23 protein-coding genes and 1 pseudogene are annotated in these 22,505 nt (G+C 72.7%); 10 read left to right on the top strand and 14 right to left on the bottom strand.

The genetic code is table 11. The features are described from left to right. Nucleotides 1-22: 22 nt before the first annotated feature. Nucleotides 23-1,213 (bottom strand): cyclic dehypoxanthinyl futalosine synthase, encoded by a 1,191-nt coding sequence (gene mqnC / locus OG559_RS09935; RefSeq protein WP_350883408.1) that lies wholly within the window; start codon nt 1,211-1,213, stop codon nt 23-25. A 130-nt stretch (nt 1,214-1,343) separates the two neighbouring features. Between mqnC and OG559_RS09940 the strand changes: the two genes are divergently transcribed. Genes OG559_RS09940 through OG559_RS09950 form a run of 3 tightly spaced genes read left to right on the top strand, consistent with a single transcriptional unit; the run spans nt 1,344 to nt 3,153 of the window. After that, on the top strand, nt 1,344-1,511 hold the full coding sequence (locus OG559_RS09940; RefSeq protein WP_405114517.1) for a hypothetical protein: 168 nt from the start codon (nt 1,344-1,346) through the stop codon (nt 1,509-1,511). Further along, nucleotides 1,511-2,275, top strand: a complete 765-nt coding sequence (locus OG559_RS09945; protein WP_405114519.1) for an N-acetylmuramoyl-L-alanine amidase — start codon at nt 1,511-1,513, stop codon at nt 2,273-2,275. The genes OG559_RS09940 and OG559_RS09945 overlap by 1 nt, the downstream gene beginning before the upstream one ends. A gap of 38 nt (nt 2,276-2,313) precedes the next feature. Next, nucleotides 2,314-3,153 (top strand): ATP-grasp domain-containing protein, encoded by an 840-nt coding sequence (locus tag OG559_RS09950; protein WP_405114521.1) that lies wholly within the window; start codon nt 2,314-2,316, stop codon nt 3,151-3,153. A gap of 106 nt (nt 3,154-3,259) precedes the next feature. Here OG559_RS09950 and OG559_RS09955 read toward each other — a convergent pair whose 3' ends face one another. After that, complete coding sequence (locus OG559_RS09955; RefSeq protein ID WP_405114523.1) at nt 3,260-3,466, bottom strand: DUF397 domain-containing protein; 207 nt, start codon at nt 3,464-3,466, stop codon at nt 3,260-3,262. A 193-nt stretch (nt 3,467-3,659) separates the two neighbouring features. Between OG559_RS09955 and OG559_RS09960 the strand changes: the two genes are divergently transcribed. From OG559_RS09960 to OG559_RS09970, 3 genes are all read left to right on the top strand, one after another. Further along, the gene (locus OG559_RS09960) at nt 3,660-3,872 is read left to right on the top strand and encodes a hypothetical protein (protein WP_405114526.1); all 213 of its coding nucleotides are present in this window, start codon (nt 3,660-3,662) and stop codon (nt 3,870-3,872) included. Between the two features lie 382 nt (nt 3,873-4,254). Next, nucleotides 4,255-4,869, top strand: coding sequence for an MFS transporter (locus OG559_RS09965; protein WP_405114528.1), 615 nt, complete (start codon nt 4,255-4,257; stop codon nt 4,867-4,869). After that, on the top strand, nt 4,833-5,240 hold the full coding sequence (locus OG559_RS09970) for a hypothetical protein (protein ID WP_405114531.1): 408 nt from the start codon (nt 4,833-4,835) through the stop codon (nt 5,238-5,240). The genes OG559_RS09965 and OG559_RS09970 overlap by 37 nt, the downstream gene beginning before the upstream one ends. A gap of 69 nt (nt 5,241-5,309) precedes the next feature. Here OG559_RS09970 and paaE read toward each other — a convergent pair whose 3' ends face one another. Genes paaE through paaA form a run of 5 tightly spaced genes read right to left on the bottom strand, consistent with a single transcriptional unit; the run spans nt 5,310 to nt 8,983 of the window. Next, complete coding sequence (gene paaE / locus OG559_RS09975; protein ID WP_405114533.1) at nt 5,310-6,446, bottom strand: 1,2-phenylacetyl-CoA epoxidase subunit PaaE; 1,137 nt, start codon at nt 6,444-6,446, stop codon at nt 5,310-5,312. Further along, a complete protein-coding gene (gene paaD / locus OG559_RS09980; RefSeq protein WP_405114535.1) occupies nt 6,443-6,919 on the bottom strand; it encodes a 1,2-phenylacetyl-CoA epoxidase subunit PaaD in 477 nt (158 codons plus the stop codon). Before paaD ends, paaE begins: the two co-directional genes overlap by 4 nt. Further along, nucleotides 6,913-7,638 carry a 1,2-phenylacetyl-CoA epoxidase subunit PaaC gene (gene paaC / locus OG559_RS09985; RefSeq protein WP_405114538.1) on the bottom strand — a complete coding sequence of 242 codons (726 nt, stop codon included), beginning with the start codon at nt 7,636-7,638 and terminating at the stop codon, nt 6,913-6,915. Before paaC ends, paaD begins: the two co-directional genes overlap by 7 nt. Then, nucleotides 7,635-7,919 carry a 1,2-phenylacetyl-CoA epoxidase subunit PaaB gene (gene paaB, locus OG559_RS09990; RefSeq protein WP_350883423.1) on the bottom strand — a complete coding sequence of 95 codons (285 nt, stop codon included), beginning with the start codon at nt 7,917-7,919 and terminating at the stop codon, nt 7,635-7,637. The genes paaC and paaB overlap by 4 nt, the downstream gene beginning before the upstream one ends. Beyond that, nucleotides 7,916-8,983 carry a 1,2-phenylacetyl-CoA epoxidase subunit PaaA gene (paaA, locus tag OG559_RS09995; protein ID WP_405114540.1) on the bottom strand — a complete coding sequence of 356 codons (1,068 nt, stop codon included), beginning with the start codon at nt 8,981-8,983 and terminating at the stop codon, nt 7,916-7,918. The genes paaB and paaA overlap by 4 nt, the downstream gene beginning before the upstream one ends. Before the next feature lie 372 nt (nt 8,984-9,355). On the opposite strand from paaA, the gene OG559_RS10000 reads away from it, so the two are divergent. Both OG559_RS10000 and OG559_RS10005 read left to right on the top strand, forming a co-directional pair. Then, nucleotides 9,356-10,336, top strand: coding sequence for a hypothetical protein (locus OG559_RS10000; protein WP_405114543.1), 981 nt, complete (start codon nt 9,356-9,358; stop codon nt 10,334-10,336). Then, the gene (locus OG559_RS10005; protein WP_405114545.1) at nt 10,336-11,304 is read left to right on the top strand and encodes a hypothetical protein; all 969 of its coding nucleotides are present in this window, start codon (nt 10,336-10,338) and stop codon (nt 11,302-11,304) included. Before OG559_RS10000 ends, OG559_RS10005 begins: the two co-directional genes overlap by 1 nt. A gap of 375 nt (nt 11,305-11,679) precedes the next feature. Here OG559_RS10005 and OG559_RS10010 read toward each other — a convergent pair whose 3' ends face one another. From OG559_RS10010 to OG559_RS10020, 3 genes are all read right to left on the bottom strand, one after another. Continuing rightward, nucleotides 11,680-12,531 carry a menaquinone biosynthetic enzyme MqnA/MqnD family protein gene (locus OG559_RS10010; RefSeq protein WP_405114547.1) on the bottom strand — a complete coding sequence of 284 codons (852 nt, stop codon included), beginning with the start codon at nt 12,529-12,531 and terminating at the stop codon, nt 11,680-11,682. A gap of 33 nt (nt 12,532-12,564) precedes the next feature. Next, nucleotides 12,565-13,905, bottom strand: coding sequence for an MFS transporter (locus OG559_RS10015; RefSeq protein ID WP_405114549.1), 1,341 nt, complete (start codon nt 13,903-13,905; stop codon nt 12,565-12,567). Between the two features lie 61 nt (nt 13,906-13,966). Then, entirely contained in the window at nt 13,967-14,548 is a 582-nt protein-coding gene (locus OG559_RS10020) for an ArsR/SmtB family transcription factor (RefSeq protein WP_405114551.1), read from the bottom strand. A gap of 205 nt (nt 14,549-14,753) precedes the next feature. On the opposite strand from OG559_RS10020, the gene OG559_RS10025 reads away from it, so the two are divergent. Then, nucleotides 14,754-16,766, top strand: a complete 2,013-nt coding sequence (locus OG559_RS10025) for a HelD family protein (RefSeq protein WP_405114553.1) — start codon at nt 14,754-14,756, stop codon at nt 16,764-16,766. 163 nt (nt 16,767-16,929) lie between these two features. After that, nucleotides 16,930-17,694, top strand: coding sequence for a VOC family protein (locus OG559_RS10030; RefSeq protein ID WP_405114555.1), 765 nt, complete (start codon nt 16,930-16,932; stop codon nt 17,692-17,694). 53 nt (nt 17,695-17,747) lie between these two features. Here the strand turns inward: OG559_RS10030 and OG559_RS10035 are convergent, their stop codons facing one another. The 4 genes and pseudogenes from OG559_RS10035 to OG559_RS10050 all read right to left on the bottom strand — a co-directional run. Next, entirely contained in the window at nt 17,748-18,551 is an 804-nt protein-coding gene (locus OG559_RS10035; protein WP_405114557.1) for an ABC transporter ATP-binding protein, read from the bottom strand. Further along, nucleotides 18,548-19,642 (bottom strand): FecCD family ABC transporter permease, encoded by a 1,095-nt coding sequence (locus OG559_RS10040; RefSeq protein WP_405114558.1) that lies wholly within the window; start codon nt 19,640-19,642, stop codon nt 18,548-18,550. The genes OG559_RS10035 and OG559_RS10040 overlap by 4 nt, the downstream gene beginning before the upstream one ends. A gap of 16 nt (nt 19,643-19,658) precedes the next feature. Next, nucleotides 19,659-20,597 carry an ABC transporter substrate-binding protein gene (locus OG559_RS10045; RefSeq protein ID WP_405114560.1) on the bottom strand — a complete coding sequence of 313 codons (939 nt, stop codon included), beginning with the start codon at nt 20,595-20,597 and terminating at the stop codon, nt 19,659-19,661. 400 nt (nt 20,598-20,997) lie between these two features. Next, nucleotides 20,998-22,314, bottom strand: a pseudogene (locus tag OG559_RS10050) (M14 family metallopeptidase); the annotation flags it as partial. Between the last annotated feature and the right edge of the window lie 191 nt (nt 22,315-22,505).

Raw genomic sequence — 22,505 nt, forward strand, 5'->3', positions numbered from 1 at the left:
GTGTCCGCCGGTGCGCGGTGGGTCAGTTGACCTCGACCAGCGGCAGCGGCCGGCCAGCCCCGCCGCCCGGCATGGCGATCGACGAGAAGTGCGAGACCACCCGGTCGTCGGTCGGGTCGTCGGCCGGGGTGCGGTGCACCGCGAGCCGGCGGTAGAGGGTGTCCCGCTGGGCCGGGATGCGGTCGGCAGAGCGGATCATGCCGATCAGCTCGTGCAGGTTGGAGCGGTGCCGGGCGCCGGCCGAGGAGATGACGTTCTCCTCCAGCATGATCGAGCCGAGGTCGTCCACCCCCATGTGCAGGGCGAGCTGGCCGACGTCCTTGCCGGTGGTCAGCCAGGACGCCTGGAGGTGCGGGACGGTCTCGAAGAACAGCCGGGCCACCGCGACCAGCCGCAGGTACTCCAGCGTGGTGGCCTGCGTGCGGCCCTTGAGGTGGTTGTTCTCCGGCTGGTACGTCCACGGGATGAACGCCCGGAACCCGCCGGTGCGGTCCTGCACGTCGCGGATCATCCGCAGGTGCTCGATCCGCTCGGTGTTGGTCTCGCCGGTGCCCATCATCATCGTCGCGGTCGACTCCAGGCCCTGCCGGTGGGCCAGCTCCATGACCTCCAGCCAGCGCGCACCGGACTCCTTGAGCGGCGCGATGGCCTTGCGCGGCCGGTCCGGCAGCATCTCGGCGCCGGCGCCGGCGATCGAGTCCAGCCCGGCCACCTTGATCCGGGCGATGGCCTCGTCGAGGCCGACGCCGGAGACCTTGGCCATGTGCAGGATCTCGCTCGGCCCGATCGAGTGGATGGCGAGCTGCGGGTACGCCTTCTTCACCGAGGAGAACAGCTCCTCGTAGTACTCCACCCCGTAGTCGGGGTGGTGGCCGCCCTGGAGCATGACCTGGGTGGCGCCCAGCTCGACCGCCTCGCCGCAGCGGCGCAGGATCTCCTCGGTCGGGTGGGTCCACCCCTCCTTGTGCTTGGGGGCGCGGTAGAAGGCGCAGAACTTGCACGCCGTCACGCAGACGTTCGTGTAGTTGATGTTGCGGTCGATCAGGTACGTGACGATGTCGTCGGGGTAGCGCCGCCGACGCACCGCGTCGGCTGCCTCGCCGAGGGCGTGGAAGGGCGCCTCGGTGTAGATCAGCAGGGCCTCCTCGGGCGTGATCCGCCCGCCGTCCGCGCCGCGCTGCAGGATGTCGTCGATCTCCCGGCTCACACTCACGCCCCCGAGCCTACGTCGCCCCGCCCCCGGCCGGCCGGACCGGACTCCTGTCGACCACGACACAGCCCGCCCCCGGCACCCGCAAGCGCGGGGACTTACCCGATATTGATCGATCAATTAACATGCGTGAATGATCACGGACCCGACTCCCCCCGCCCCTCGCCCACTACCCCGCCGGACGCTGCTCGGCCTCGTACCCCTCGCGGCCACCGCGCTGGCCCTGGTGACGGTGAGCGGGCCGGCACAGGCGGCGACGACCCCGACCCCGGAGTGTCTCGCCGACCTGATCACGGCCTGATGGCCACCATCCCCTGGCTCGCCGACGTGCTCCGCGGCGCCGGCGTCACCGTGGTCGAACACGGCAACTGGCTCGGCCGGGTCGCCGGCAGCTCGTTCGCCCCGATCGGCGTGCTCTGGCACCACACCGCGGCCACCTCCAGCGCCGCCAACCCGCACCCCGCCCTGAACATCTGCATCAACGGCCGGTCCGACCTGCCCGGCCCGCTCTGTCAGGCGCTGGTCGACCACAACGGCGTCTTCCACGTCATCTCGGGCGGACGGGCCAACCACGCCGGCGTCAGCCGGGGCAGCGGCCCCATCCCGGCCGGCGACGGCAACACCCTGATGGTCGGTTGGGAGATCGACTACAACGGGGTCAACCAGGCCATGACCAACGCGCAGTACGCCGCCTCGGTGCTCGCGACCGCCGCCGTGCTGCGGCGGCTCGGCCGGGATGCCAGCCACGCCCGGGGCCACCGGGAGACCAGCACCAGCGGCAAGATCGACCCCTCCTTCATCGACCTCGACTCGATGCGCGCCGACGTGGCCCGCCAGCTCGCCGGCAACCCACCCCTCGACCTCACGGAGAACGACATGAGGCTGATCCAGTCCACCAACCGGGGCATCGCCCTGGTCGGCCCCGGCTACTTCCGCCAGCTCAGCAACAACGAGGAGGTGACCGCCGCCGTCGCGCTGGTCGGCAACCCCCTGATCGGCAACGACCGCCAGTTCGACCTGTGGCGCAGCATCGCCTTCGACGGCCAGGTCAAGGCCCCGAGCTGACGCCCACTCGGGTGGCTGGGCTCGGGGAGGATGGCGGGATGCTGCTGCTCGTACCCGCCGACCCGCTCCGGACCCGCCGCCCGGACCCGCACTTCACGCCGGAGGCGACGACCGCCCGGGAGGCCGGCGTGCCGGTCGCGGTCGTCGACCACGACGCGCTCGCCCGGGGCGACGCCGAAGCCGCCCTGCGACAGCTGCCCGAGGAGACCGAGGCGGTCTACCGCGGCTGGATGCTCCGCTCCGAGCGGTACGCCGCCTTCGCGGACGCGCTGGCCGCGCGGGGCGTCACGCTGCGTACCAGCGCCGAGCACTACCGGCGGGCGCACGAACTCCCCGGCTGGTACGCGGCCCTGAAGCCCGTGACGCCGGCCACGACGTGGACCGTGAGGGCCGGGCGGGACGCGTTCGACCGGGCCCGCGTCGCGCTGGGCGACGGCCCGGCCGTGCTCCGCGACTACTGCAAGTCGATGAAGCACCACTGGGACGAGGCGGCCTTCATTCCCGACCTGGCCGACCCCGAGGCCACCTGGGCGGTGGCCAGCCGCTTCCGGCAGCTCCGCGCGGACGACTTCGTGGGCGGCTTCGTGCTGCGCCGCTTCGAGCGGTTCACCTCGGCGGAGGTGCGGACCTGGTGGCGGGACGGCCGGTGCGTGCTGGTCGGCCCGCACCCGGACACCCCGGACCGACCTCCCGCCGTCGACCCCGACCTGACCGCCGTCGCACCGCTGGTGGCCGGGCTGGGACTGCCCTTCGTCACGGTCGACCTGGCGCTGCGCGACGACGGGCAGTGGCGGGTGATCGAGCTGGGGGACGGCCAGGTGAGCGACCGGCCCGGCACCGTGGACCCGGCACGCCTGCTCACCCCGCTGCTGGCCTGAGCGCAACCGCCCAGCGCGCTGCGGGCCAGCGCGCTGCGGGCCTGCATCGTCCGGACCGGCCTGCGCGCTGCCGGCCTGCATCGTCCGGACCGGCCCCGCCGGGCGGTCAGGCCCCGAGTCGGTACGCCGACGAAGGCGGCCCAGGACGTGGGCGAAGGCCAGCACCGGGTCCCTTCTCGCGTACGGCGACCTCCTCGGTCAGCATGGCCACCTCCACGGAGTTGGCGGGCGGGCCGCTGCGGGTGGACTTGCGCCAGGTCACGCCGGACAGCTCAGGGGTGGTCGTGCCGCGCGCCCCAACCAGGAGCGCCATTCTCCGACGCCGGGCCGATTCACGACTGACGTGTGGGAGATCTTGGTAGGAAATGGCCCCTGGAGGGGCCGAAATCTTCCAAGATCTCCGATCATCCTAGTTAGCGGAACGGGGTTCCCGGAAAATGGTTGACTTTGGGCGGTTCGGCGGGGCGGGGCCTGCCGTTTTCCCGCCGGCCACTTGAACGCGCCCCGTGCTGGTGCCGCCCGAGGCAACCGAGGCGCTCGGCGACGACCGGGGCGCGGCCGGCCTGCACCTGTTCGTGGACGACGACTGGGATCATCAGCCGGCGCACCTGGACGAGGGGGTCAAACTGATCGAGGAGGCCTGCGGCGAGCCGGTCGTCCTCACGGAGCACCACTCCGACCTCACCTTCTGGATCGCCCACGTCCGCAGCGGCGACTGATCGCCGGCGGCCTGGCGGGGCGGGGCTGCCGTCGCGGACGGTGAGGTGGGGTGGCGACCCCGATGGATGATGTCGTTGTTCACGACCTATCGAGCTGCCCCGTTCATGGGACCAGCCGCCCGGTCCCGCAACCGCTCCGAGGCGTGCCCCGTTCGTGAGGGCAGCTCCATAGTGTCCGCGACACATGCCCCTGCCGCGAAGCGCGAAACCCGGCTCACCCACCGCCCGAAAGGCTGCCGGGTCCACGGCTGCCTCAAGGTTCGCAACCAGCTATCGCCACACTCTTGCAACTGCTAATTTCGGGCTTCAAGCCGATTGCAGGAACGGCGAGGCCGGAGGTGCGGTGCGCACGCTCAGGCTGTTCCGGTCCATGCCAGGGCCGGTGCAACTGCTGCTGGTGAATCAGTGCGGGATGGCTGTCGGGTTCTACCTGCTGGTGCCCTACCTCGCCACATACCTGACCAACGACCTGCACATGGCAGCGGCGGTCGTCGGCGCTGTACTCGGGGTCCGGACCTTCGCCCAGCAGGGACTGACCATCGTGGGCGGTGCCGCGGCGGACCGCTTTGGCTGCCGTCCGATCATCATCGCCGGCTGTGCGTTACGGGTCGTAGCCTTCGCCATCTTCGCCTTTTCGAGCAGCGCCGCCGGGCTCATGAGCGCCGCCATCCTGACCGGCCTGGCCGGTGCGTTGTTCTCCCCGGCCGTCCGCACCTACCTGGCGCTGGAGGCCGCCGATCGGCGCGTCGACGCGTTCACCCTCTACAGCCTTACGAACACGGTTGGCGCGCTGGCTGGCCCGCTGCTCGGCGGGGTGCTCATCCAGGTTCGCACAGTGCGATCATCGTCGGCCTGCTACTCGCCGCCGCGTCCTTCATCGCCGGGGCCTGCAGCGCGACCTGGCTGGCCGACGGCGGCCGGAACACCACGATCGCGTTCGTCTTGGCCTCCTCGATACCGGTGGCCCTTTCCACCGGCTTCCTGGCGATCGGCCTGAACATCGCACAACCAATCGCACAACCATTCGCGCTCGACCGCGCCGCAGACTTCGCCCGTCCGGGCCTGACCGGCACATACCTGGGCGTGTACGCCACCGCAGGAGGACTTGTCGCCGCCGGCTGGAACACGATCATCGGCTATCTCGCGGATCTCGGCGATCGATGGCATGTGCCCGCCCTGCCCTGGTTGGCACTCGCACTCCTCGCCGTCGCGTCCGCAGCAGCGATCGCGGCGATCCGATCATCGCACCCGCAGTTGACCGTCGGCCGCCACAGCGCTCACGACGACCTGACAGGCGCTGTCGCCCAGCAGGCAGGCAGACAGACACCTGCAGACAGGAGTCCAGACGAGAACGCCAGCAGGAAATGATCGGGTCGAGCTTGGAAGCGGACCGGCCCTCGACGGGCCGCTTTCCTCTAGATATCCGGGCGGGGCGGGTCAGGCGTCGTAGTCGACCGTGATCGTGTCCGTGACCGGGCTGGACTGGCAGGTCAGCACGTACCCGGCGGCCACCTCGTCCGGCTCCAGGGCGTAGTTGCGGGCCATCGTCACCTCGCCGTCGACGACCTTCGCCCGGCACGTCGAGCAGACCCCGCCCTTGCACGCGTACGGCAGCTCGGCGCGCACCCGCAGCGCCGCGTCGAGGACCCGCTCCTCACGACCCATCGTGAAAGACGACGACCGGCCGTCCAGCACGATCGTCACCTCCGCCCCGGCACCGGGCCGGTCGGCCGGGCGGCGCGGCGGCGCGGGGGCCTCGGCGACGTGGAACAACTCCGTGTGCACCGCCGACTCCGGCACGCCGCGCTCCGCCAGCACCGCCTTCGCGTCGACCACCATCCCGTACGGGCCGCAGAGGAACCACTCCTCGATCGCGTCGCCCGGCACGATGGTCTCCAGCAGCCAACCCAGCCGCCCGGCGTCGATCCGGCCCGACAGCAGCGGCGACTCGCCCCGCTCGCGGGAGAGCACATGCACCAGGTGCAGCCGGGTCGGGTACCGGTCCTTCAGGTCCGCCAACTCCTCGGCGAACATCACCGAGTTCGCCGAGCGGTTGCCGTACACCAGGGTGAAGGTGCTGGCCGGCTCGACGGCCAGGGCGGTGGCGACCAGCGCGAGCACGGGGGTGATGCCGGAGCCGGCGACCACCGCGCCGTAGCGGCGGGCCCGGTCCGGCGCGAACGCCGTGGTGAAGTGCCCGAGCGGGGGCAGCACCTCGACGGTGTCGCCGTGCCGCAGGGCGCCGCAGGCGTACGCGGAGAACGCGCCGCCGGGGATCTCCCGCACCCCGATCCGCAGCCGGCCGTGCCGGGCCAGGTCGTCGGGCGTCGAGCAGATCGAGTACGACCGCCGCACGTCCTCGCCGTCAGCACCGGCGGAGCCGGTGAGCCCGCCTCCGGCGGGAAGCCGCACGGTGAGGTGCTGGCCGGCGCGGAACGCGAAGGTCTCCCGAAGCTCCTCGGGCACGGCGAAGGTGACCGCCACGGCGTCGGCGGTGAGCCGGTCGACGGCGGCGACGGGCAGCGGGTGGAAGACCGGCCGGCGACGGACCGGGCGGGTGATCGTGACAGTCACAGCGCCTTCAGGTGGTCGAAGGGTTCGGAGCAGGAACGGCAGCGCCAGAGCGCCTTGCAGGCGGTGGAGCCGAACCGGCTGATCTGCTCGGTCTCCGGGGAGCCGCAGCGCGGGCAGCGGACGGCGAGGGTCAGCGGCACGACCGGACCGGACCGGACCGGGGCCGGCGGCGCGATGCCGGCGTCGGCGAGCTTCGCCCGACCGGTCTCGGAGATCCAGTCGGTGCTCCACGCCGGGCTGTAGACCGTGCGGACCTCGGCGTCGGGGTGGCCGGCGGCGGCGAGCGCCCGGCGGATGTCGGCGCGGATCACGTCCATCGCCGGGCAGCCGGTGTAGGTGGGGGTGATGGTCACGGCCACCCGGCCGGTGGCCGGGTCCTCGTCGACCGCCCGCAGAATGCCGAGCTCGTCGATGGTGATCACCCGGATCTCCGGGTCCACCACCGCCGCCACGGCCTCCCTCGGGCCTACCACTTCGCCCCCGGGTGGGCGCGGTGCAGCACCTGCATCTCGGTGAGCAGGTACGACAGGTGCTCGGTGTGCAGGCCGTCCCGCCCGCCGGCCGGCGCCCAGCCGTCCGCCGGCCGGGACAGCGTGGCCTCGGCGAGCACCGGGTCCACGGCGGCGTCGAACGCCGCGCGCAGGGTGGTCGGGTCCACCGGCGCGCCCGGGAACGGCGCGAACAGCTCGTGGACGTACGGCCAGACCTGGTCGACGGCGGCCTGCATCCGGCGGTGCGACTCGGCGGTGCCGTCGCCGAGCCGCCGCACCCAGAGCGACGCGTGGTCGAGGTGGTACGCGGACTCCTTACGCGTCTTGGCCCCGATCGCGGCGAGCCGCTCGTCGGCGCAGCCGGCCAGCGCGGCGTACAGCGGGAGCTGGTACGCCGACAGGAAGAACAGCTTCGCCACGGTCACCGCGAAGTCGCCGTTGGGCAGCTCCACCAGCAGGCAGTTGCGGAACTCCCGGTCGTCGCGCAGGTACGCCAGCGCGTCCTCGTCCCGGCCGGCGCTCTCCAGCTCGCCCGCGTACGTGAGCAGCAGCCGGGCCGCGCCGAGCTGGTCGAGGGCGACGTTGGCCAGCGCGATGTCCTCCTCCATCTCGGGGGCGTGGGTGGTCCACTCCCCGAGCCGTTGCGCGGCGACCAGCGCGTCGTCGCCGAGGGCGAGGGCGAAGTCGAAGGGGCCGTTCACAGGTGGGCCACCCCGTCCGGGACCTCGTAGAAGGTGGGGTGGCGGTAGACCTTGTCGGCCGCCGGGTCGAAGAAGGCGTCCTTCTCGTCCGGGCTGGACGCGGTGATCGCGCCGGCCGGCACCACCCAGATGGAGACGCCCTCCTGGCGACGGGTGTAGAGGTCCCGGGCGTTGTGCAGGGCCAGTTCGGCGTCGGGGGCGTGCAGGCTGCCGACGTGGGTGTGCGCCAGCCCGCGCCGGGCCCGCACGAACACCTCCCAGAGCGGGGACTGCTCGGTCATGCGGCTACCTTCTCCTTCTTCTCCGCCTGCTTGGCGGCGTACGCCGTGGCAGCCTCGCGCACCCAGGCGCCGTCGGCGTGGGCGCGGCGGCGGTGTTCCATCCGCTGCCGGTTGCACGGCCCCTGGCCCTTGATCACCCGCATCAGCTCGTCGTAGTCGGGCTGGGTGTAGTCGTACGCCTGGCGCTCGTCGTTCCAGCGCAGGGCGGCGTCGGGCAGGGTGAGGCCGAGGATCTCGGCCTGCTGCACGCACATGTCGACGAAGCGCTGCCGCAGCTCGTCGTTGGAGAACCGCTTGATCTTCCACGCCATCGACTGCGCGGAGTGGGTGGAGTCGCCGTCCGGCGGGCCGAACATGGCGAGCGACGGGTACCACCAGCGGTCGACCGCGTCCTGCGCCATCGCCTTCTGGTCGGGGGTGCCGTGGGCCAGGATGTGCAGGATCTCGTAGCCCTGCCGCTGGTGGAACGACTCCTCCTTGCAGACCCGGATCATCGCGCGGGCGTACGGCCCGTAGGAGCAGCGGCAGAGCGGGACCTGGTTGACGATCGCCGCGCCGTCCACCAGCCAGCCGACCACGCCCACGTCCGCCCAGGTCAGGGTCGGGTAGTTGAAGATCGAGCTGTACTTCTGCCGCCCGTCGAGGAGGAGCCGCACCAGCTCGTCCCGGCTGATGCCGAGGGTCTCCGCGGCGGCGTACAGGTAGAGGCCGTGCCCGGCCTCGTCCTGCACCTTGGCAAGCAGGATCGCCTTGCGCTTGAGCGAGGGCGCCCGGCTGATCCAGTTCCCCTCCGGCTGCATCCCGATGATCTCGGAGTGCGCGTGCTGGGCGATCTGCCGGATCAGCGTCTTCCGGTACGCCTCGGGCATCCAGTCGCGGGGCTCGATCTTCTGGTCGGCGTCGATCACGTCGGCGAAGTACGCCTCCAGGTCGGTGTCCGGGCCGGGGGCACCACCGCGCCGCCGGGCCGCCGCCTCCCGCAGCGCCGCCTCCGCCGCCTCCACCTCGCCGAGCAGGCTGCCGCCGGGCGCGTCGTCCGGGGCGGGGAAGTCGTTGCCATACATGACAGCAAGTGTTACAGCTCGCAACTTCTGACACCAGAGGGTGTCATAGGTTTCCGAAGACACCTTCCGTCACGGACTGTCACTTTCGGTGTCGGGGCAGGTCGAATCGGTGCTATGACATGGGTCACTAAACGAAGGTGAAAGCCACCAAGGACGGCAAAGCGGGCCATTATCCCGCCTTCATAGCAACCTGACAGGCGTCGGATCCTGGCGTCAGGGCCGTCCGGACGTAGACTTTGCCGGTCACACCGATCGGCTGCCGACGATTGCCAGCGCCAGACGGAGGCCGCTTCCCCCGGCCTCGGCGATCACGCCGACCCTTTCGGAAAACGACCGGGCCCCCCGGCCCTGACATCTGGAGCTCATCCACTCATGCGACCTCGCGTGGCCATGGTGCTCGCCGTCGTGGCGGTCCTCCTCGGCAGCGCCCTGCTGGTTCCCGCCGCATACGCCCAGTTCTCCGACGACGACACCGGCGGATCAGGCGGGGGCGCGCAGAGCGTGGCAGCACCCGAGCCGACCGCCCCGCCGCCGCCGACCCTGGCCGCCGGCCCGGTCTCGATGAACTTCTCCGGCGAGTTCTTCTCCTGGGCCCTGATGGACCGGGCCACCGGCACCATCTCCGGCTCGAAGAACCTGGCCTCGACCAGCTCCACCGAGTCGATGATCAAGGCATGGATCGTCTCTGACTACCTGCGCCAGCTCGGCGACAAGGAGCCCTCCGCCACGCTGAAGAAGCAGGCGAGCCTGGCCATCCGGGACAGCAATGACGACGCGGCGAACGCCGTCCACCGCGCGGCGGGCGGCTCGTACAAGGTGTATCCGAACGGCCAGCCGAACCCGGTGATCAAGCGGGCCATCAGCATCTGCGGCCTCACCGACACCAAGCGCGGCAACGTCTCCGGGTACGAGGGCTACTGGAGCTTCACCCGGATGTCCCCCCGGGACGCCGTCCGGCTCGGCGACTGCATCGCCAACGGCAAGGCGGCCGGGCCGAAGTGGACCAAGTGGGTGCTCGACGAGATGAGCAAGGTCCGCGGCAGCGTCAAGGAGCAGCAGCTCAAGTCCGGCGGCGGCAAGTGGGGAATCGTCGACGGCCTGCCCGCCGAGATCAAGGCGCAGGGCCCGGTCAGCATCAAAAACGGCTGGACGCCGTTGAACTACGACGGGAACTGGCACGTCAACTGCCTCACAGTCACCGAGAAGTGGAGCCTTGCCGTCATGCTGCGCTACCCGCAGAAGAGCGGTCTGTCCTACGGCGCGAAGGTCTGCGCCGGCGTGGCGACCCAGCTGGTCACCCCGCAGCCGGGTGCCGCGCTCAAGGTGCCACAGCAGCCGATCGGGAAGCTCTGATGGCGGGCAGCCGCCGGGCCCGCGACGGGGATGCCTCTCCGCTGCGGCTGATCGTGATCGCCGTCGTCCTGATCGGGCTCGTGCTGGTGTCGCTGCGGCTGATGCCCGGCTCCCCGCTGGCCTCGGCCGCCGCCGCCAAATGGGGTGACCCGTCCGCCCCGGTCGACCGCTCGGCCGCCGAGGCGCCGGACCGCAGCTCGCGCCCCAGCCCCACCACCAGCCCGTCGCCGTCGCCGTCGCCGTCGCCGTCGCCGTCGCTGGAGCCGCTGCCGTTCGCCGACAAGCAGATCGACCTCGACATCAAGGGCTGGTACGCCTGGAGCGTGCTGGACACCCGGACCGGGAAGATCATCGGTTCGGAGAACATGGACGAGACCAACACCACCGCGTCGCTGATCAAGGCCTGGATCGTCGCCGACTACCTGCGCCTGGCCGACAAGGCCGGGCAGACGCCGAGCGACGCGAAGCTCGCCGACGCCACCCGGATCATCCGGGACAGCGACAACACCCGGGCCGAGCAGTTCTACAACTCCGTCGGCCGGTCCGCGTCGATCAAGCGGCTGATCTCCATCTGCAAGACCACCGACAGCAGCGTCGCGGCCGACGGGGGCTGGAGCCGGACCGCCCTCTCCCCCCGGGACACCGCGCGACTCGGCGCGTGCATCTCCGACGGTCGCGCAGCCGGCCCGGAATGGACGAAGTGGCTGATCAACGAGATGCGGCTCGTCCGGGGTGCCGGTGACTTCGGCATCCGCAAGGCGTTCCCGGAGGCGGAACGGAAGAAGATCGCCATCAAGAACGGCTGGATCGACCGGACCAAGGAGCAGGAGATGCACATCAACTGCCTGGCCATCGGCGACAACTGGACGATGGGCGTGATGGTCCGCTACCCGATCAACATGGGCTACGAGTACGGCATGAAGAACTGCCAGAAGATCACCGAGGCGGTACTGCGCTCGACCACCTGACGGCGGCCCCTCGGCCCCGTCGCGGCCGGACCACGGGGTGGCGCTCGGCACCGCATATGGAGCTGCCCCGTTTGCGCTACCGGGTCGGCGGTAGCACGAATGGGGCAGCTCCATATGCAGCGATGGAGGAGGGTTGGCCGGCCCGGGGCGGCCCGAGCCGAGTCCCAAACCAACCCGAGCCAAGCCACAAGCCGGCCCAGCCCGAGCCCGAGGCGGCCCAGCCGAGCCCAGCCCGAGCCCGAGGCGGCCCAGCCGAGCCCAGCCCGAGCCCGAGGCGGCCCAGCCGAGCCCAGCCCGAGCCCGAGGCGGCCCAGCCGAGCCCAGCCCGAGCCCGAGGCGGCCCAGGCCGGCCGCGCACGCGTACAGGCCGCGCCGTCAGCCGGCGAAGAACTCCGGGCCGCCCTCGGGCAGGGCCGGGGCCTCGCCGATCTCGGTCGCCCGGCGGGCGAACTCCCGCAGCCCGGCCACCTGCCGCTCGCCGAGCGAGAAGTCCAGCGCCCGGAAGTACGTCGCCAGGGTCTCGGCGTCGAACGGCTCCCAGCGGGCGGCGGCCTCGGCGACCTGGTCCAGCTCGGCGAGGCAGAGGTCACGCGAGCGCAGGAACGCCTCGTGCACCTCCTTCACCAGGCCGGGGTGGGCGGCGGCGAAGTCCCGGCGTACCGCCCAGACGGCGAAGACCATCGGCAGGCCGGTCCAGTCCCGCCAGGCCTGGCCGAGGTCGGTGACCTCCAGGCCGCGCCGGGGCGCCTCGTAGAGCGCCCGCAGCGCCACGTCGCCGATCAGCACTCCGGCGTCCGCCTCCAGCAGCATCTGGGTCAGGTCGGGCGGGCAGCGGAAGTACTCGGGGTTTACGCCGTACCGCTCGCCGAGCAGCAGCCGGGCCAGCAGCACGCCCGTGCGGGAGGTCGAGCCGAGGGCCACCCGACCGCCGTCCAGCTCGGCCAGCGGCCGGGTCGACACCACGTTGACCGAGAGCACCGGGCCGTCGCTGCCCACCGCGAGGCCGGGCAGCAGCAGCAGTTCGTCGGCGTGGCGTAGGTACTCGACGTGCGAGATCGGCCCGATGTCCAGGTCTCCGGCGACGAGCGCGGCGCTGAGCCGGTCCGGCGAGTCCTTGTGCAGGTCGACGTCGATCAGGGCACCGGAGCGCATCAGACCCCAGTAGATCGGCAGGCAGTTCAGGAACTGGATGTGTCCGACGCGGGGGCGGGCGATGCGGTCAGCCATGCTGTGACCGTATCCCCGCAGCCCGTCCGGGGCTCAGTGGGCGGCTCTCGAAGTGGCCAATTCCGCATCCGGCCCCGGAACCGCCCCGCCCCGCCGGGCGGCGGCGACACGCTCCGCGCGGGCCGCCCGGGCGACCGGGACGGCGAACGCCCCGACCGCCAGCGTCCCCGCGAGGCCGCACGCCGCCACCAGCGGTCGGGGCTCGGCCAGCTCCAGCAGCAGGCCGCCCGCCGCGAACCCGACCATCGAGGCACCCTGGGTGGCCGCGCCGAACACGGCGTACGCCCGGCCCAGCGCGACCTGCGGCACCCGACGCGCCAGCAGCACGTTGTTCAGGACGTTGTCCCCGCCGTTGGCCACCCCGCCGAGCAGCCAGATCGGCACCAGCAGCCACGCCGACGGCACCGCGGCGGAGACCAGCACCGCGACACAGCTGCCGCCGAGCAGGAGCAGGCCCGTGCCGAGCAGCCGGCCGTCGTCGGTGAGCCGGCGGACCAGCGGGGCGAGCGCCCAGGCACCCAGCACGATGCCGAGCGTCCAGGACCCGGTGACCAGCCCGTAGACCGTGGTGGAGCTGCCCAGCGTCTCCCGGATGAAGAACACCTCGACCACGTTGATCGCCCCCACCGCGCCGATCACCCCGGCGAGCGAGGCCACCATCGCGACGAGCAGCCGGTCCCGGCGCAGCCGCCAGCCATCTGCGGTAGGCCCGGTCCCTGTGCTCGGCCCGGCCCCGTGTGTCGCCGGCTCCGCCCCGGGCGTCGGCCCTGCCTCGGGCTTCACCCGGGCGGCGGACCGGGCGCCGCCCCGGCGCGTCCGGATCAGCAGGCCGGCGGCGACCAGGACGAGGTAGCTGGCGGCGTCCACGAGCAGCGGCAGGCGGGTGCCGAACCCGCCGACCAGCAGACCGGCCAGCGCGGGGCCGGCGAGCGCGCCGAGGGTGCCGGCGGTCTGGTTGAGGGCGCTGGCCCGGGGCAGGTCCGCCGGCCGCACCATCACCGGCACCAGCGCGGAGAGCACCGGCTGGGTGACCGCGAGGCCGGCCGCGAGCAGCGCCACCAAGCCGATCACCAGGGCCGGGTGCCGGGTGTACGCGAGGGCCAGGCAGATCGCGGCCTGGGCCAGGCCGGCCCCCACCAGCAGAGTGCGGGAGTTCACCCGGTCGGCGAGCCGCCCGGTCAGCGGGGCGAGCGCGACCAGCGGCAGGGTCGCCGCGATCAGCAGCCCCGACACGGCCGTCCCGCCTGCCCCCGCGGACTGTAGGGCCAGGGTGAGGGCGCTCGCCGCGAGGAAGTCCCCGCAGCTGGAGACGCCCCGGGCGACGGTGGCGAGCCAGACGTCGGACCAGCGCGACCGGTCAGATGCGAAGGACATGCTTCGAAAATAATCCTTCATACTTACCGCTGGCAATCCCCTACCGCCCGGCGGACCCCGCTCAGTCGATGGGCGCCGCCCGCCACTGCACCGCGACGGTGCGCGCTCCCGCCGGCGGGTCCGACCGCAGCCGGCGGCGGTACGGCGCCAGCAGGCCCTGGACGGCCTCGTTGAGTGCGCCCAACTCCTCGGCGGTGAGCAGCAGCACGCTGTCGCTGAACGAGCCGACGGCGTACCACTCCGGAGACTCCTCGGGCGCCCGGCGGAGCCAGTCCCGGGTCCGCTGCGCGTCCCGCGCGATGTGCGCCTCCACGAGGGCCCGCTCGGCGGCCCGCGCCTCGGAGTCGGCCGCCTGGCCCGCCTCCACGTAGTAGGACGGGCTGAACGAACGCCACACCCGCTCCCGGGCGTCCCCCCGGCTCGGCGCCTGTTCGACCAGGCCGAACTTCGCCAAGGCACGCAGGTGGTAGCTGGTCGCGCTCGGCGAGAGCCCGACCAGTTCCGCGCACTCGGTGGCGGTGGCGCCGGCCGGTAGCGAGGCGAGATGTTCCATGATCGCGAGCCGAGCCGGGTGGGCCAACGCCCGCATCACCTGCGGATCGCTGATCGTCACCTGCTGCCGTTCGGGCCGTGCCTCGGTCATGGCCCCATGATCCCGGCGTCGGGACGGCCCGGCCAACCCACGGCCCATCCCCGATAAACCGCCTGCCGGGTCAGCCGGACGGGGCGTAGACTGTTCGCCCCGCCGACGGCCGCGGTGTCGAACACCGCAGCGGACGTCCCCGCGCCGGCCCCGTGCCGGAAACGCGAGCGGCAGCGTTTGTTCCCCGCGCCGAGGAGTACGTCGGATGACCCTGCACGCACCCGTTTCACTCGACACCGAACTGGCCGCCGAACGGGCCCACCTGGACGTGTCCCGCGCCGCGCTGGCCCGCATGCGCGGACGGACCGAGGCCCTCTTCGCCACCGGCGCAAACGTCGCCGGTGACGCGTACACGGCCGAGATGCTGGGGCGCACCCTGTCCCGCCGCGTCGCCGAACTGGCCGACCAGCCCGACACCCCGCTGTTCTTCGGCCGGCTCACGTTCGGCGACGAGGAGCACCACATCGGCCGCCGCCACGTCACCGACGACCTCGGTGAGCCCATGGTGCTGGACTGGCGGGCGCCGGTGTCCCGGGCGTTCTACCGGGCCAGCGCCCGCGACCCGCAGGGCGTGACCGTGCGCCGCCGCTTCGGCTTCGACCGTGGCGCGCTGACCAGCTTCGAGGACGAGCGGCTGGACCGGGGCGAGGAGTTGGGCACGGCCAGCCGCATCCTCACCGCCGAGATCGAGCGCCCCCGCGTCGGGCCGATGCGGGACATCGTCGCCACCATCCAGCCGGAGCAGGACGAACTGGTCCGCGCCGACCTGGCCGACTCGATCTGCGTGCAGGGAGCGCCGGGCACCGGGAAGACTGCGGTCGGCCTGCACCGGGCGGCGTACCTGCTCTACCTGCACCGGGAACGGCTGCGCCGCTCCGGGGTGCTGATCGTGGGGCCGAACCGGGCGTTCCTGTCGTACATCGCGGCGGTGCTGCCGGCGCTCGGCGAGGTCGAGGTCGAGCAGGCGACCGTGGAGGACCTGATCGCCCGGATGCCGGTACGGGCGGGCGAGGACCCGGCGGTGGCGATCCTCAAGCATGATCCGCGGATGGCCGAGGTGCTGAGCCGGGCGGTCGAGTCGCGGATCGCAGCGCCGACCGAGCCGATCATGGTCTCCGACGGGTCGTTCCGCTGGCGGATCGGCCTCGACCCGCTGCACCGGCTGGTCGAGGAGACCCGCCGGGAGGGGCTGCCGTACGCCACCGGGCGGGAGCGGGTCCGGGCCCGGGTGGTCGGCCTGCTGCAACGCCAGTCCGAGGCTCGCCGGGCCGAGTCGCCGGGCGACGCCTGGCTGCGCCGGATGGGGAAGTGCCGCCCGGTCGCCGACTTCCTGGACGCGGCCTGGCCGGCGCTCACCCCGGAGGGGCTGGTGCACTCCCTGCTCGCCGACCCGGCGGCGCTCGCGACGGCCGCCGACGGGGTGCTCACCGACGCCGAGCAGGCGCTGCTGACCTGGGCGAGACCGGCGCGCACCCCGAAGGCTACGAAGTGGACGGCCGCCGACGCGGTGCTCGTCGACGAGGCCGCCGGGCTGTTGGAGCGCCCCGCCGGCTTCGGGCACGTGGTGGTCGACGAGGCGCAGGACCTCTCCCCCATGCAGTGCCGGGCCCTCGCCCGGCGCAGCGAGCACGGGTCGATCACCCTGCTCGGCGACCTGGCCCAGGGCACCGCCCCGTGGGCCGCCCGCGACTGGCGGGAGTCCCTGGCCCACCTGGGCAAGCCGGACGCGGTGGTGGTGCCGCTGAGCATCGGCTTCCGGGTGCCCGCCGCCGTGGTGGCGTTCGCCAATCGGCTGCTGCCGGCGCTGGAGGTGGACGTGCCCCCGGCCGAGTCGCTGCGCCGCGACGGCGCGCTGGACGTGCGTACGGTGGACGACCTGCCGGCGGCGACGGTCGCCGAGGTGCGGGCGGCGCTGACGCACGACGGCTCGGTCGGCGTGATCGCCGCCGACGACGCGGTGGCCGGGCTGCGCGCGGCGCTGGCCGACGCGGGAATCGACACCGCGACCGCCGACGACGTGGAGACCGCGGCGCGGGTCACCGTCGTCCCCGCCACCCTGGTCAAGGGCCTGGAGTACGACCACGTGGTGGTCGTCGAGCCGGCCGCGATCGTGGCCGCCGAGCCGCGCGGCCTGCACCGGCTGTACGTGGTGCTCACCCGGGCGGTCTCCCGCCTGACGGTGCTGCACACGACCCCCCTTCCCACCCCGCTCGGGTGAGGTGGCCATGCTCGGCGTCTGGATCGTGGGGCTGGCTGGCGGAGGCCGGGCGGTCGACGCCACCCGGGTCAGTTCGTCCTAATTTCGCCCGCCCGGCCCGGTTGCGATGCCAGGATGCGGGCAGGGTGTCCCGCCGGGGCCGCCCCCTGCGAGAGGGGTCAGTGTGAGCACCGTCCCGCCGGGCACGCCGTGCTGGGCCGACCTGGCCACCCCGGACCTGGCGGGCGCGCGGCGCTTCTACCCGGAGCTGTTCGGCTGGACCGGCCGGATCGCCCCGCAGCCGGAGGCCGCCGGCTACACCACCTTCCTCTCCGACGGCCGGTCGGTGGCGGGCGCCGGGCCACCGGCCACCCCGGGCCAGGTGCCGATCTGGTCGACGTACGTGGCGACCGACGACGCGGACCTGGTCACCACCCGGGTAGAGGCGGCCGGGGGGCAGGTGCTGGTCACCCCGTTCGACGTGTTCGACCAGGGCCGGATGGCGGTCTTCGCCGACCCGGCCGGCGCGGTGTTCAGCGTCTGGCAGCCGATGGCCCACCCGGGGGCGGAGCTGTTCAACGCCCCCGGGGCGATGAGCTGGAACGAGCTGGTCACCCCGGACCCGGAGGGCGCGAAGGTCTTCTACGAGCTGGTCTTCGGCTGGCATCCGGAGGAGCAGCCGACGGAACCGGTCACGTACACCGGGTGGCGGCTGGGCGGGCGGATCGTGGCCGGGATGATCCCGCCGCTGGGCGACGGCTTTCCGGCCGATCTGCCGGCGTACTGGACCGTCTACTTCGCCGTGGCGGACGCCGACGCCACCGCCGCCCGGGCCGCCGAGCTGGGCGGCACGATCCTGGTCCCGCCCCGCGACATCCCCCAGGGTCGGCTCGCCGCCCTCCGCGACCCGCAGGGTGCCCTCTTCTCCGTCATCGCCCTCGCCGACTGAGCCCGGCACGCCGGGGCCCGGCCGGCGGGGGGACGGCCGACAGGGACCCCGCGTCAGCGGGGGCGGACGGGGACCACCAGGGGGCCGTGCTCCCCGGGGAGGACGCGGACGGAGGCCCGGTAGTGGGTCGCCAGGAGGTGTTCGGTGAGCACGTCGCGGGGCGGCCCGGCCGCGGCGACCCGGCCGGCGGCCAGCAGGACCATCCGGTCGGCGTACTCGCCGGCCAGGGAGAGGTCGTGCATGGTGGCGAGGACGGTGAGGCCGTGCTCGCGGCGGAGCTGGTCGACCAGCTCCAGCACCTCCTGCTGGTGGCCGATGTCCAGGGCGCTGGTCGGTTCGTCGAGCAGCAGCAGGGTGGCCCCCTGAGCGAGCGCCCGGGCCAGGAAGACCCGCTGCCGCTCACCCCCGGAGAGCGTGGCCAGCTCACGGTGGCCGAAGCCGTCCAGGTCGAGGCGGTCCAGCACGTCCCGCACGGCGGCCAGGTCGGCGGCGGACTCCCGGCCCAGCGACGGGATGTACGGGGTCCGGCCGAGCAGCACGTAGTCGAAGACCGACATGCCGGCCGGGACCACCGGGGACTGGGCGACGGTGGCCAGCACCCGGGCCCGGTCGCGGCGGCGCAGCGCCTCGCTCGGCGTACCGAACAGGGAGATGGCCCCCGGCGCGGGCAGCAGGCCGCCGACGGCGCGCAGCAGGGTCGACTTGCCGGCGCCGTTCGGGCCGATGACGGTGACCCACCCGCCCGGCTCGACGCGCAGGTCGACGCCGCGCAGGACCGGCGCGCCGTCCAGGGTGACGTGCAGGTCCCGCACCTCGACGGCGGGTGCGCCGGGCGGCGGGCCGGCGGAGGTGCTCACGTGAGCACCCGGCGGGCGGTGCGCAGGACCAGCACGAAGAACGGGCCGCCGAGCAGCGCGGTGACCACGCCGATCGGGATCTCGGCGGGGGCGGCGGCGGTCCGGGCGACCACGTCGGTCAGCGCCAGGAACGCCCCGCCGAAGAGCAGGGACAGCGGCAGGACGACCCGGTAGCTGGACCCGGCGAGCAGCCGCACGGTGTGCGGGACGATGATCCCGACGAAGCCGATCAGCCCGGACGCGGAGACCGCGGCGGCGGTGCCGAGCGAGGCGGCGGCGATCAGCAGGTACCGGGACCGCTGCGGGTGCAGGCCGAGGCCCCTGGCCTCGTCGTCGCCGACGGACAGCACGTCCAGCTCGCGGCGGTGCAGCAGCACCACGACCGTGGTGAGCAGGAAGTACGGCAGAACCAGCCGGACGTCGTGCCAGCCGGCGGTGGCCAACCGGCCGAGCAGCCACGAGTAGACCTGCTGGATGGTGTCGGAGTTGCGCTGGAGCAGGTACGTCTGCCCGGCGGAGAGGAACGCGGACACGGCCACCCCGGCCAGGATCAGCGTCGCCGTCGAGCGTCCCCGCCCGCCGGCCGCCCCGAGCAGGTAGGTCATGGCGACCGCGCCGAGCGAGCCGACGAACGCGGCCAGCGGGATGGTGACCGGCAGCCCGGTCAGCGCGCCGCCCGCCCCGGCGCCGAGGGCGATCACGGCGGTTACCGCCAGCCCGGCCCCGGCCGCCACCCCGAGCAGGTACGGGTCGGCCAGTGGGTTGCGGAAGACACCCTGGTAGCAGCCGCCGGCCAGGGCGAGCAGACCGCCGACCAGCAGCCCGAGCACCACCCGGGGCAGCCGCAGCTCGGTGACGATGGCGATCTCGCGCTCGGTCAGGCCGCTGTCCAGGCGTACCCCGGGCAGCAGGTTGAGCAGCTCGGCGGCGACGCTGCCGGGGGGCAGGCTGACCGGGCCGAGGGAGACCCCGGCGACGAGCGCGACCAGCACGGCCACCACCCCCGCGGCCAGCCAGCCGGGCCGCAGCCCGGCCGGCCGGTCCCCGGGGGTGGGGGTCGGCGCTTTCCGCACGGCGGTGGGCCCGCTCAACGCCCGCCGCCCAGGGTCACGCCGGCACCTTGGCCACGGCGTCGACGACGGCCCGGAGCAGGTCGACGACCCGCGGGCCCCAGCGCGAGGCGACGTCGTCGTCGAGCGCGACGACCTGGTTGTTCTTGACGGCGGTGACGCCGGCCCAGCCGCTGCGCGCCTTGACCGTCTCGGGGCTCTGCTTGCAGCACTTGGTGTCGGCCAGGAAGACGAAGTCGGGGTTCGCCTTGACGATGATCTCCTGGGAGAGCTGCGGGTAACCGCCGTTGCGGCCGTCGGCGTCCGACGGGTCGGCGATGTTCTCCAGGCCGGCGAGGGCGTAGATCGAGCCGATGAAGGTCTTGCTGGTCGCGCTGTACAGCTCCGGGCCCAGCTCGTGGTAGTAGGTCAGCTTCGTCGACCGCTGCGGCAGGTCCTTGGTCAGTTTGGCGATGTCGTCCTTCATCCGCCGGACCACGTCGGCCGCCTCGGTGGGGTGGCCGGTGAGCGTGCCGAGGTCGGTGAGCTGCCGGTAGGAGTCCTCCAGCGTGACCGCCGCCGGGGTGAGCAGCACCGGGATCTTCAGCGTGGTGAGCTGCTCGACGATCTTGTTGGTATTGCCGGAGAGCACCACCAGGTCGGGGCTCTTGCCGGCGATCGCCTCGGCGTTCGGCTGGAAGCCGGACAGGTCGCTCTTCGGCGCCTCCGGCGGGTGGTTCGACTGGTCGTCGGCGGCCGTGACCTGCTTGCCTGCGCCGATGGCGAAGAGCATCTCCGTCGCGCTCGGCGCAAGCGAGACGATCCTCTCCGGACGCTTCTCCAACGTCAGCTTGCCGACGGTGGCCGGGAACGCGGCGGACGCCGAGCCGCCGCCTGCGGCGGGGGTGTCGTCGGAGCTCTTTTCGGCGCAGGCGCCGAGCGCGAGCGCGGCCACCGCGAGGGTCGCGGCGAAGAGCCGGGGGGTACGTCGGAACACAGATCCTCCTGTCGGTCGAGGAGCGTGGTGCTTCGCCGACAGGAGCCGTGGTGCGGATGCCCGTCCGCGAGGCGCCCTTCCTCGAAGGCGCGTGTCGCGACCGCGCCGCAGGCGACCTGGCTCGCCACACACGGCAGCGCCGGCCGACCGGCCGACGTCTGGAAGGAGCCGGCCGTCGTGGCCGGCCCCACGCCCGCCCTGGAAGGGGCGGGACGCCACGAGTGGGGCATCACAGTTGCGGGACAGCGCCGGATTCACACCGGTTTCGCTGCGGAATGGTCGGTGCCACGGTAGCGCACGCTCCGCGCGCACCTGGCTGAGCCAGGAGCCATCTCTCTGCGCGCACGCCCCGTGACGGGGTGGGGCCCGGCCCGGACCCCACCCCGCAGGACGGTCAGGCGCAGTACTGCGCCTCCTTGTTGATCACCCGGTACGGGCAGTCGGCGTACTCGGAGAGCAGCAGCACCGCCTCCTTGTTCCGCGAGGTCTGGGCGGGGATGACCTCGTCGGGCGGGTAGAAGCCGCCGCCGCTGCCGGACGAGCCGGGGTACATCTCGAAGGTGTACGCCCAGATGCCGTGCGTCGCCCACATCCAGTCGAGGCTGTCGCCGTCGGTGATGTAGAGGTCGCTCGACTGCTCCGGGGTGTACCCGTTGGTGGCCGCCATCCGCTGGCCGAGGGTGGCGAAGGTGCTGTACTGGTCGGCGGTCATCCCGGTGGTGGTGTTCGCCGTGGTGTAGCCGAACGGCCAGAGCACGAGTTGCGAGTACGTGTGCCAGTCGATGTTGGCCTTGATCTGCTGCACCCCGCCGACGACCCGGCTGTTGACGAAGTCGCGCATCGCCCGCGTCTCCGGGGCGGAGAAGGCCGACGGGCCACGGTAGGTCAACGACGACGCGGAGCCGGACGAGCCGCCGCAGCAGCCCCACTTGTAGCCCCAGTTCCGGTTCAGGTCGGTGCCGACCGCCGTCGAGCCGCTGTTGGGCTGCCGGTTCTTGCGCCAGGACCGGTACGACCCGGTGGCGATGTCGTACTCGCTGCCGTCGGGGTTGACGGTGGGGACGATCCAGATCTCCCGGGAGTTGACGATGTTGGTGACCCGGGAGTCGCTGCCGTAGCTGTCGGTGAACAGGTTGAGCAGGTAGATCGCCATCTCGACGGTCAGGTGCTCGCGGGCGTGCTGCTGGGAGTTGAACAGGATCTCCGGCTCGGCCTCGTCGGTGGCCACATTGTCGGAGATCTTCACCGCCATCAGGTCCCGGCCCTCGTGCGACCGGCCGATGCTGGTCTTGCGCGCGATGGTCGGGTGGTCGGCCACCACCTTGTTGACCGCGGCGGTCAGCTCGGCGTAGTCGTGGTAGTTCGAGTCGGCGGACGGGAAGCCCAGGGTGCCGATCTCCCCGGCGGGGGCGGCCGGGACCACCTCCTTCTCGAGCCGGAAGCCGAGCTGTCGGATCGCCGCCGCCTCGTCCGTGGTGGCCGAGACGTGCAGGATGCCGTGCTCGCTGGAGTCGATGGCGGCGCCGGTGCGGGCCACCGCGTTGCGGTCGGCCAGGGTGCGCGGGCCGAGCACCCGGTACTCGGCGGCGGCCGGCTCGGCGGTGCTCTCCGGGGCCGGTCGTGCGGAGACCGGGCCGGTGGCGACGGTGAGGGCCAGGCCGGCGGCGGTGGCGAGCACCAGCGCGCGACGCAGGCGGACGGGGGTACGGAAGGCCATGGACAACCTCCTCAGGGCACGGGGTGATCCCGTTCTGTGACGCACACTTCACCACTTGTCACATGGTCATATCAATATGTTTCACTTCTTTCCCCATCCCGACCTGATCCTCACATCGGCAACGGTTTTCCATCCTTCAGCATCTGGCGAAACTTCCCTCCAAGCGGGATAGTGACCGGCAAGTACGCCCC

The organism is Micromonospora sp. NBC_01405, from assembly GCF_045040155.1.
Lineage (GTDB): Bacteria > Actinomycetota > Actinomycetes > Mycobacteriales > Micromonosporaceae > Micromonospora.

Coding starts and splice junctions, on each gene's coding strand:
- OG559_RS09940 (WP_405114517.1), top strand. CDS start 1,344: ATGATCACGGACCCGACTCCCCCCGCCCCTCGCCCACTACCCCGCCGG.
- OG559_RS09945 (WP_405114519.1), top strand. CDS start 1,511: ATGGCCACCATCCCCTGGCTCGCCGACGTGCTCCGCGGCGCCGGCGTC.
- OG559_RS09950 (WP_405114521.1), top strand. CDS start 2,314: ATGCTGCTGCTCGTACCCGCCGACCCGCTCCGGACCCGCCGCCCGGAC.
- OG559_RS09955 (WP_405114523.1), bottom strand. CDS start 3,466: ATGGCGCTCCTGGTTGGGGCGCGCGGCACGACCACCCCTGAGCTGTCC.
- paaB (WP_350883423.1), bottom strand. CDS start 7,919: ATGACCGAGCAGTCCCCGCTCTGGGAGGTGTTCGTGCGGGCCCGGCGC.
- paaA (WP_405114540.1), bottom strand. CDS start 8,983: ATGTATGGCAACGACTTCCCCGCCCCGGACGACGCGCCCGGCGGCAGC.
- OG559_RS10000 (WP_405114543.1), top strand. CDS start 9,356: ATGCGACCTCGCGTGGCCATGGTGCTCGCCGTCGTGGCGGTCCTCCTC.
- OG559_RS10005 (WP_405114545.1), top strand. CDS start 10,336: ATGGCGGGCAGCCGCCGGGCCCGCGACGGGGATGCCTCTCCGCTGCGG.
- OG559_RS10010 (WP_405114547.1), bottom strand. CDS start 12,531: ATGGCTGACCGCATCGCCCGCCCCCGCGTCGGACACATCCAGTTCCTG.
- OG559_RS10015 (WP_405114549.1), bottom strand. CDS start 13,905: ATGTCCTTCGCATCTGACCGGTCGCGCTGGTCCGACGTCTGGCTCGCC.
- OG559_RS10020 (WP_405114551.1), bottom strand. CDS start 14,548: ATGACCGAGGCACGGCCCGAACGGCAGCAGGTGACGATCAGCGATCCG.
- OG559_RS10025 (WP_405114553.1), top strand. CDS start 14,754: ATGACCCTGCACGCACCCGTTTCACTCGACACCGAACTGGCCGCCGAA.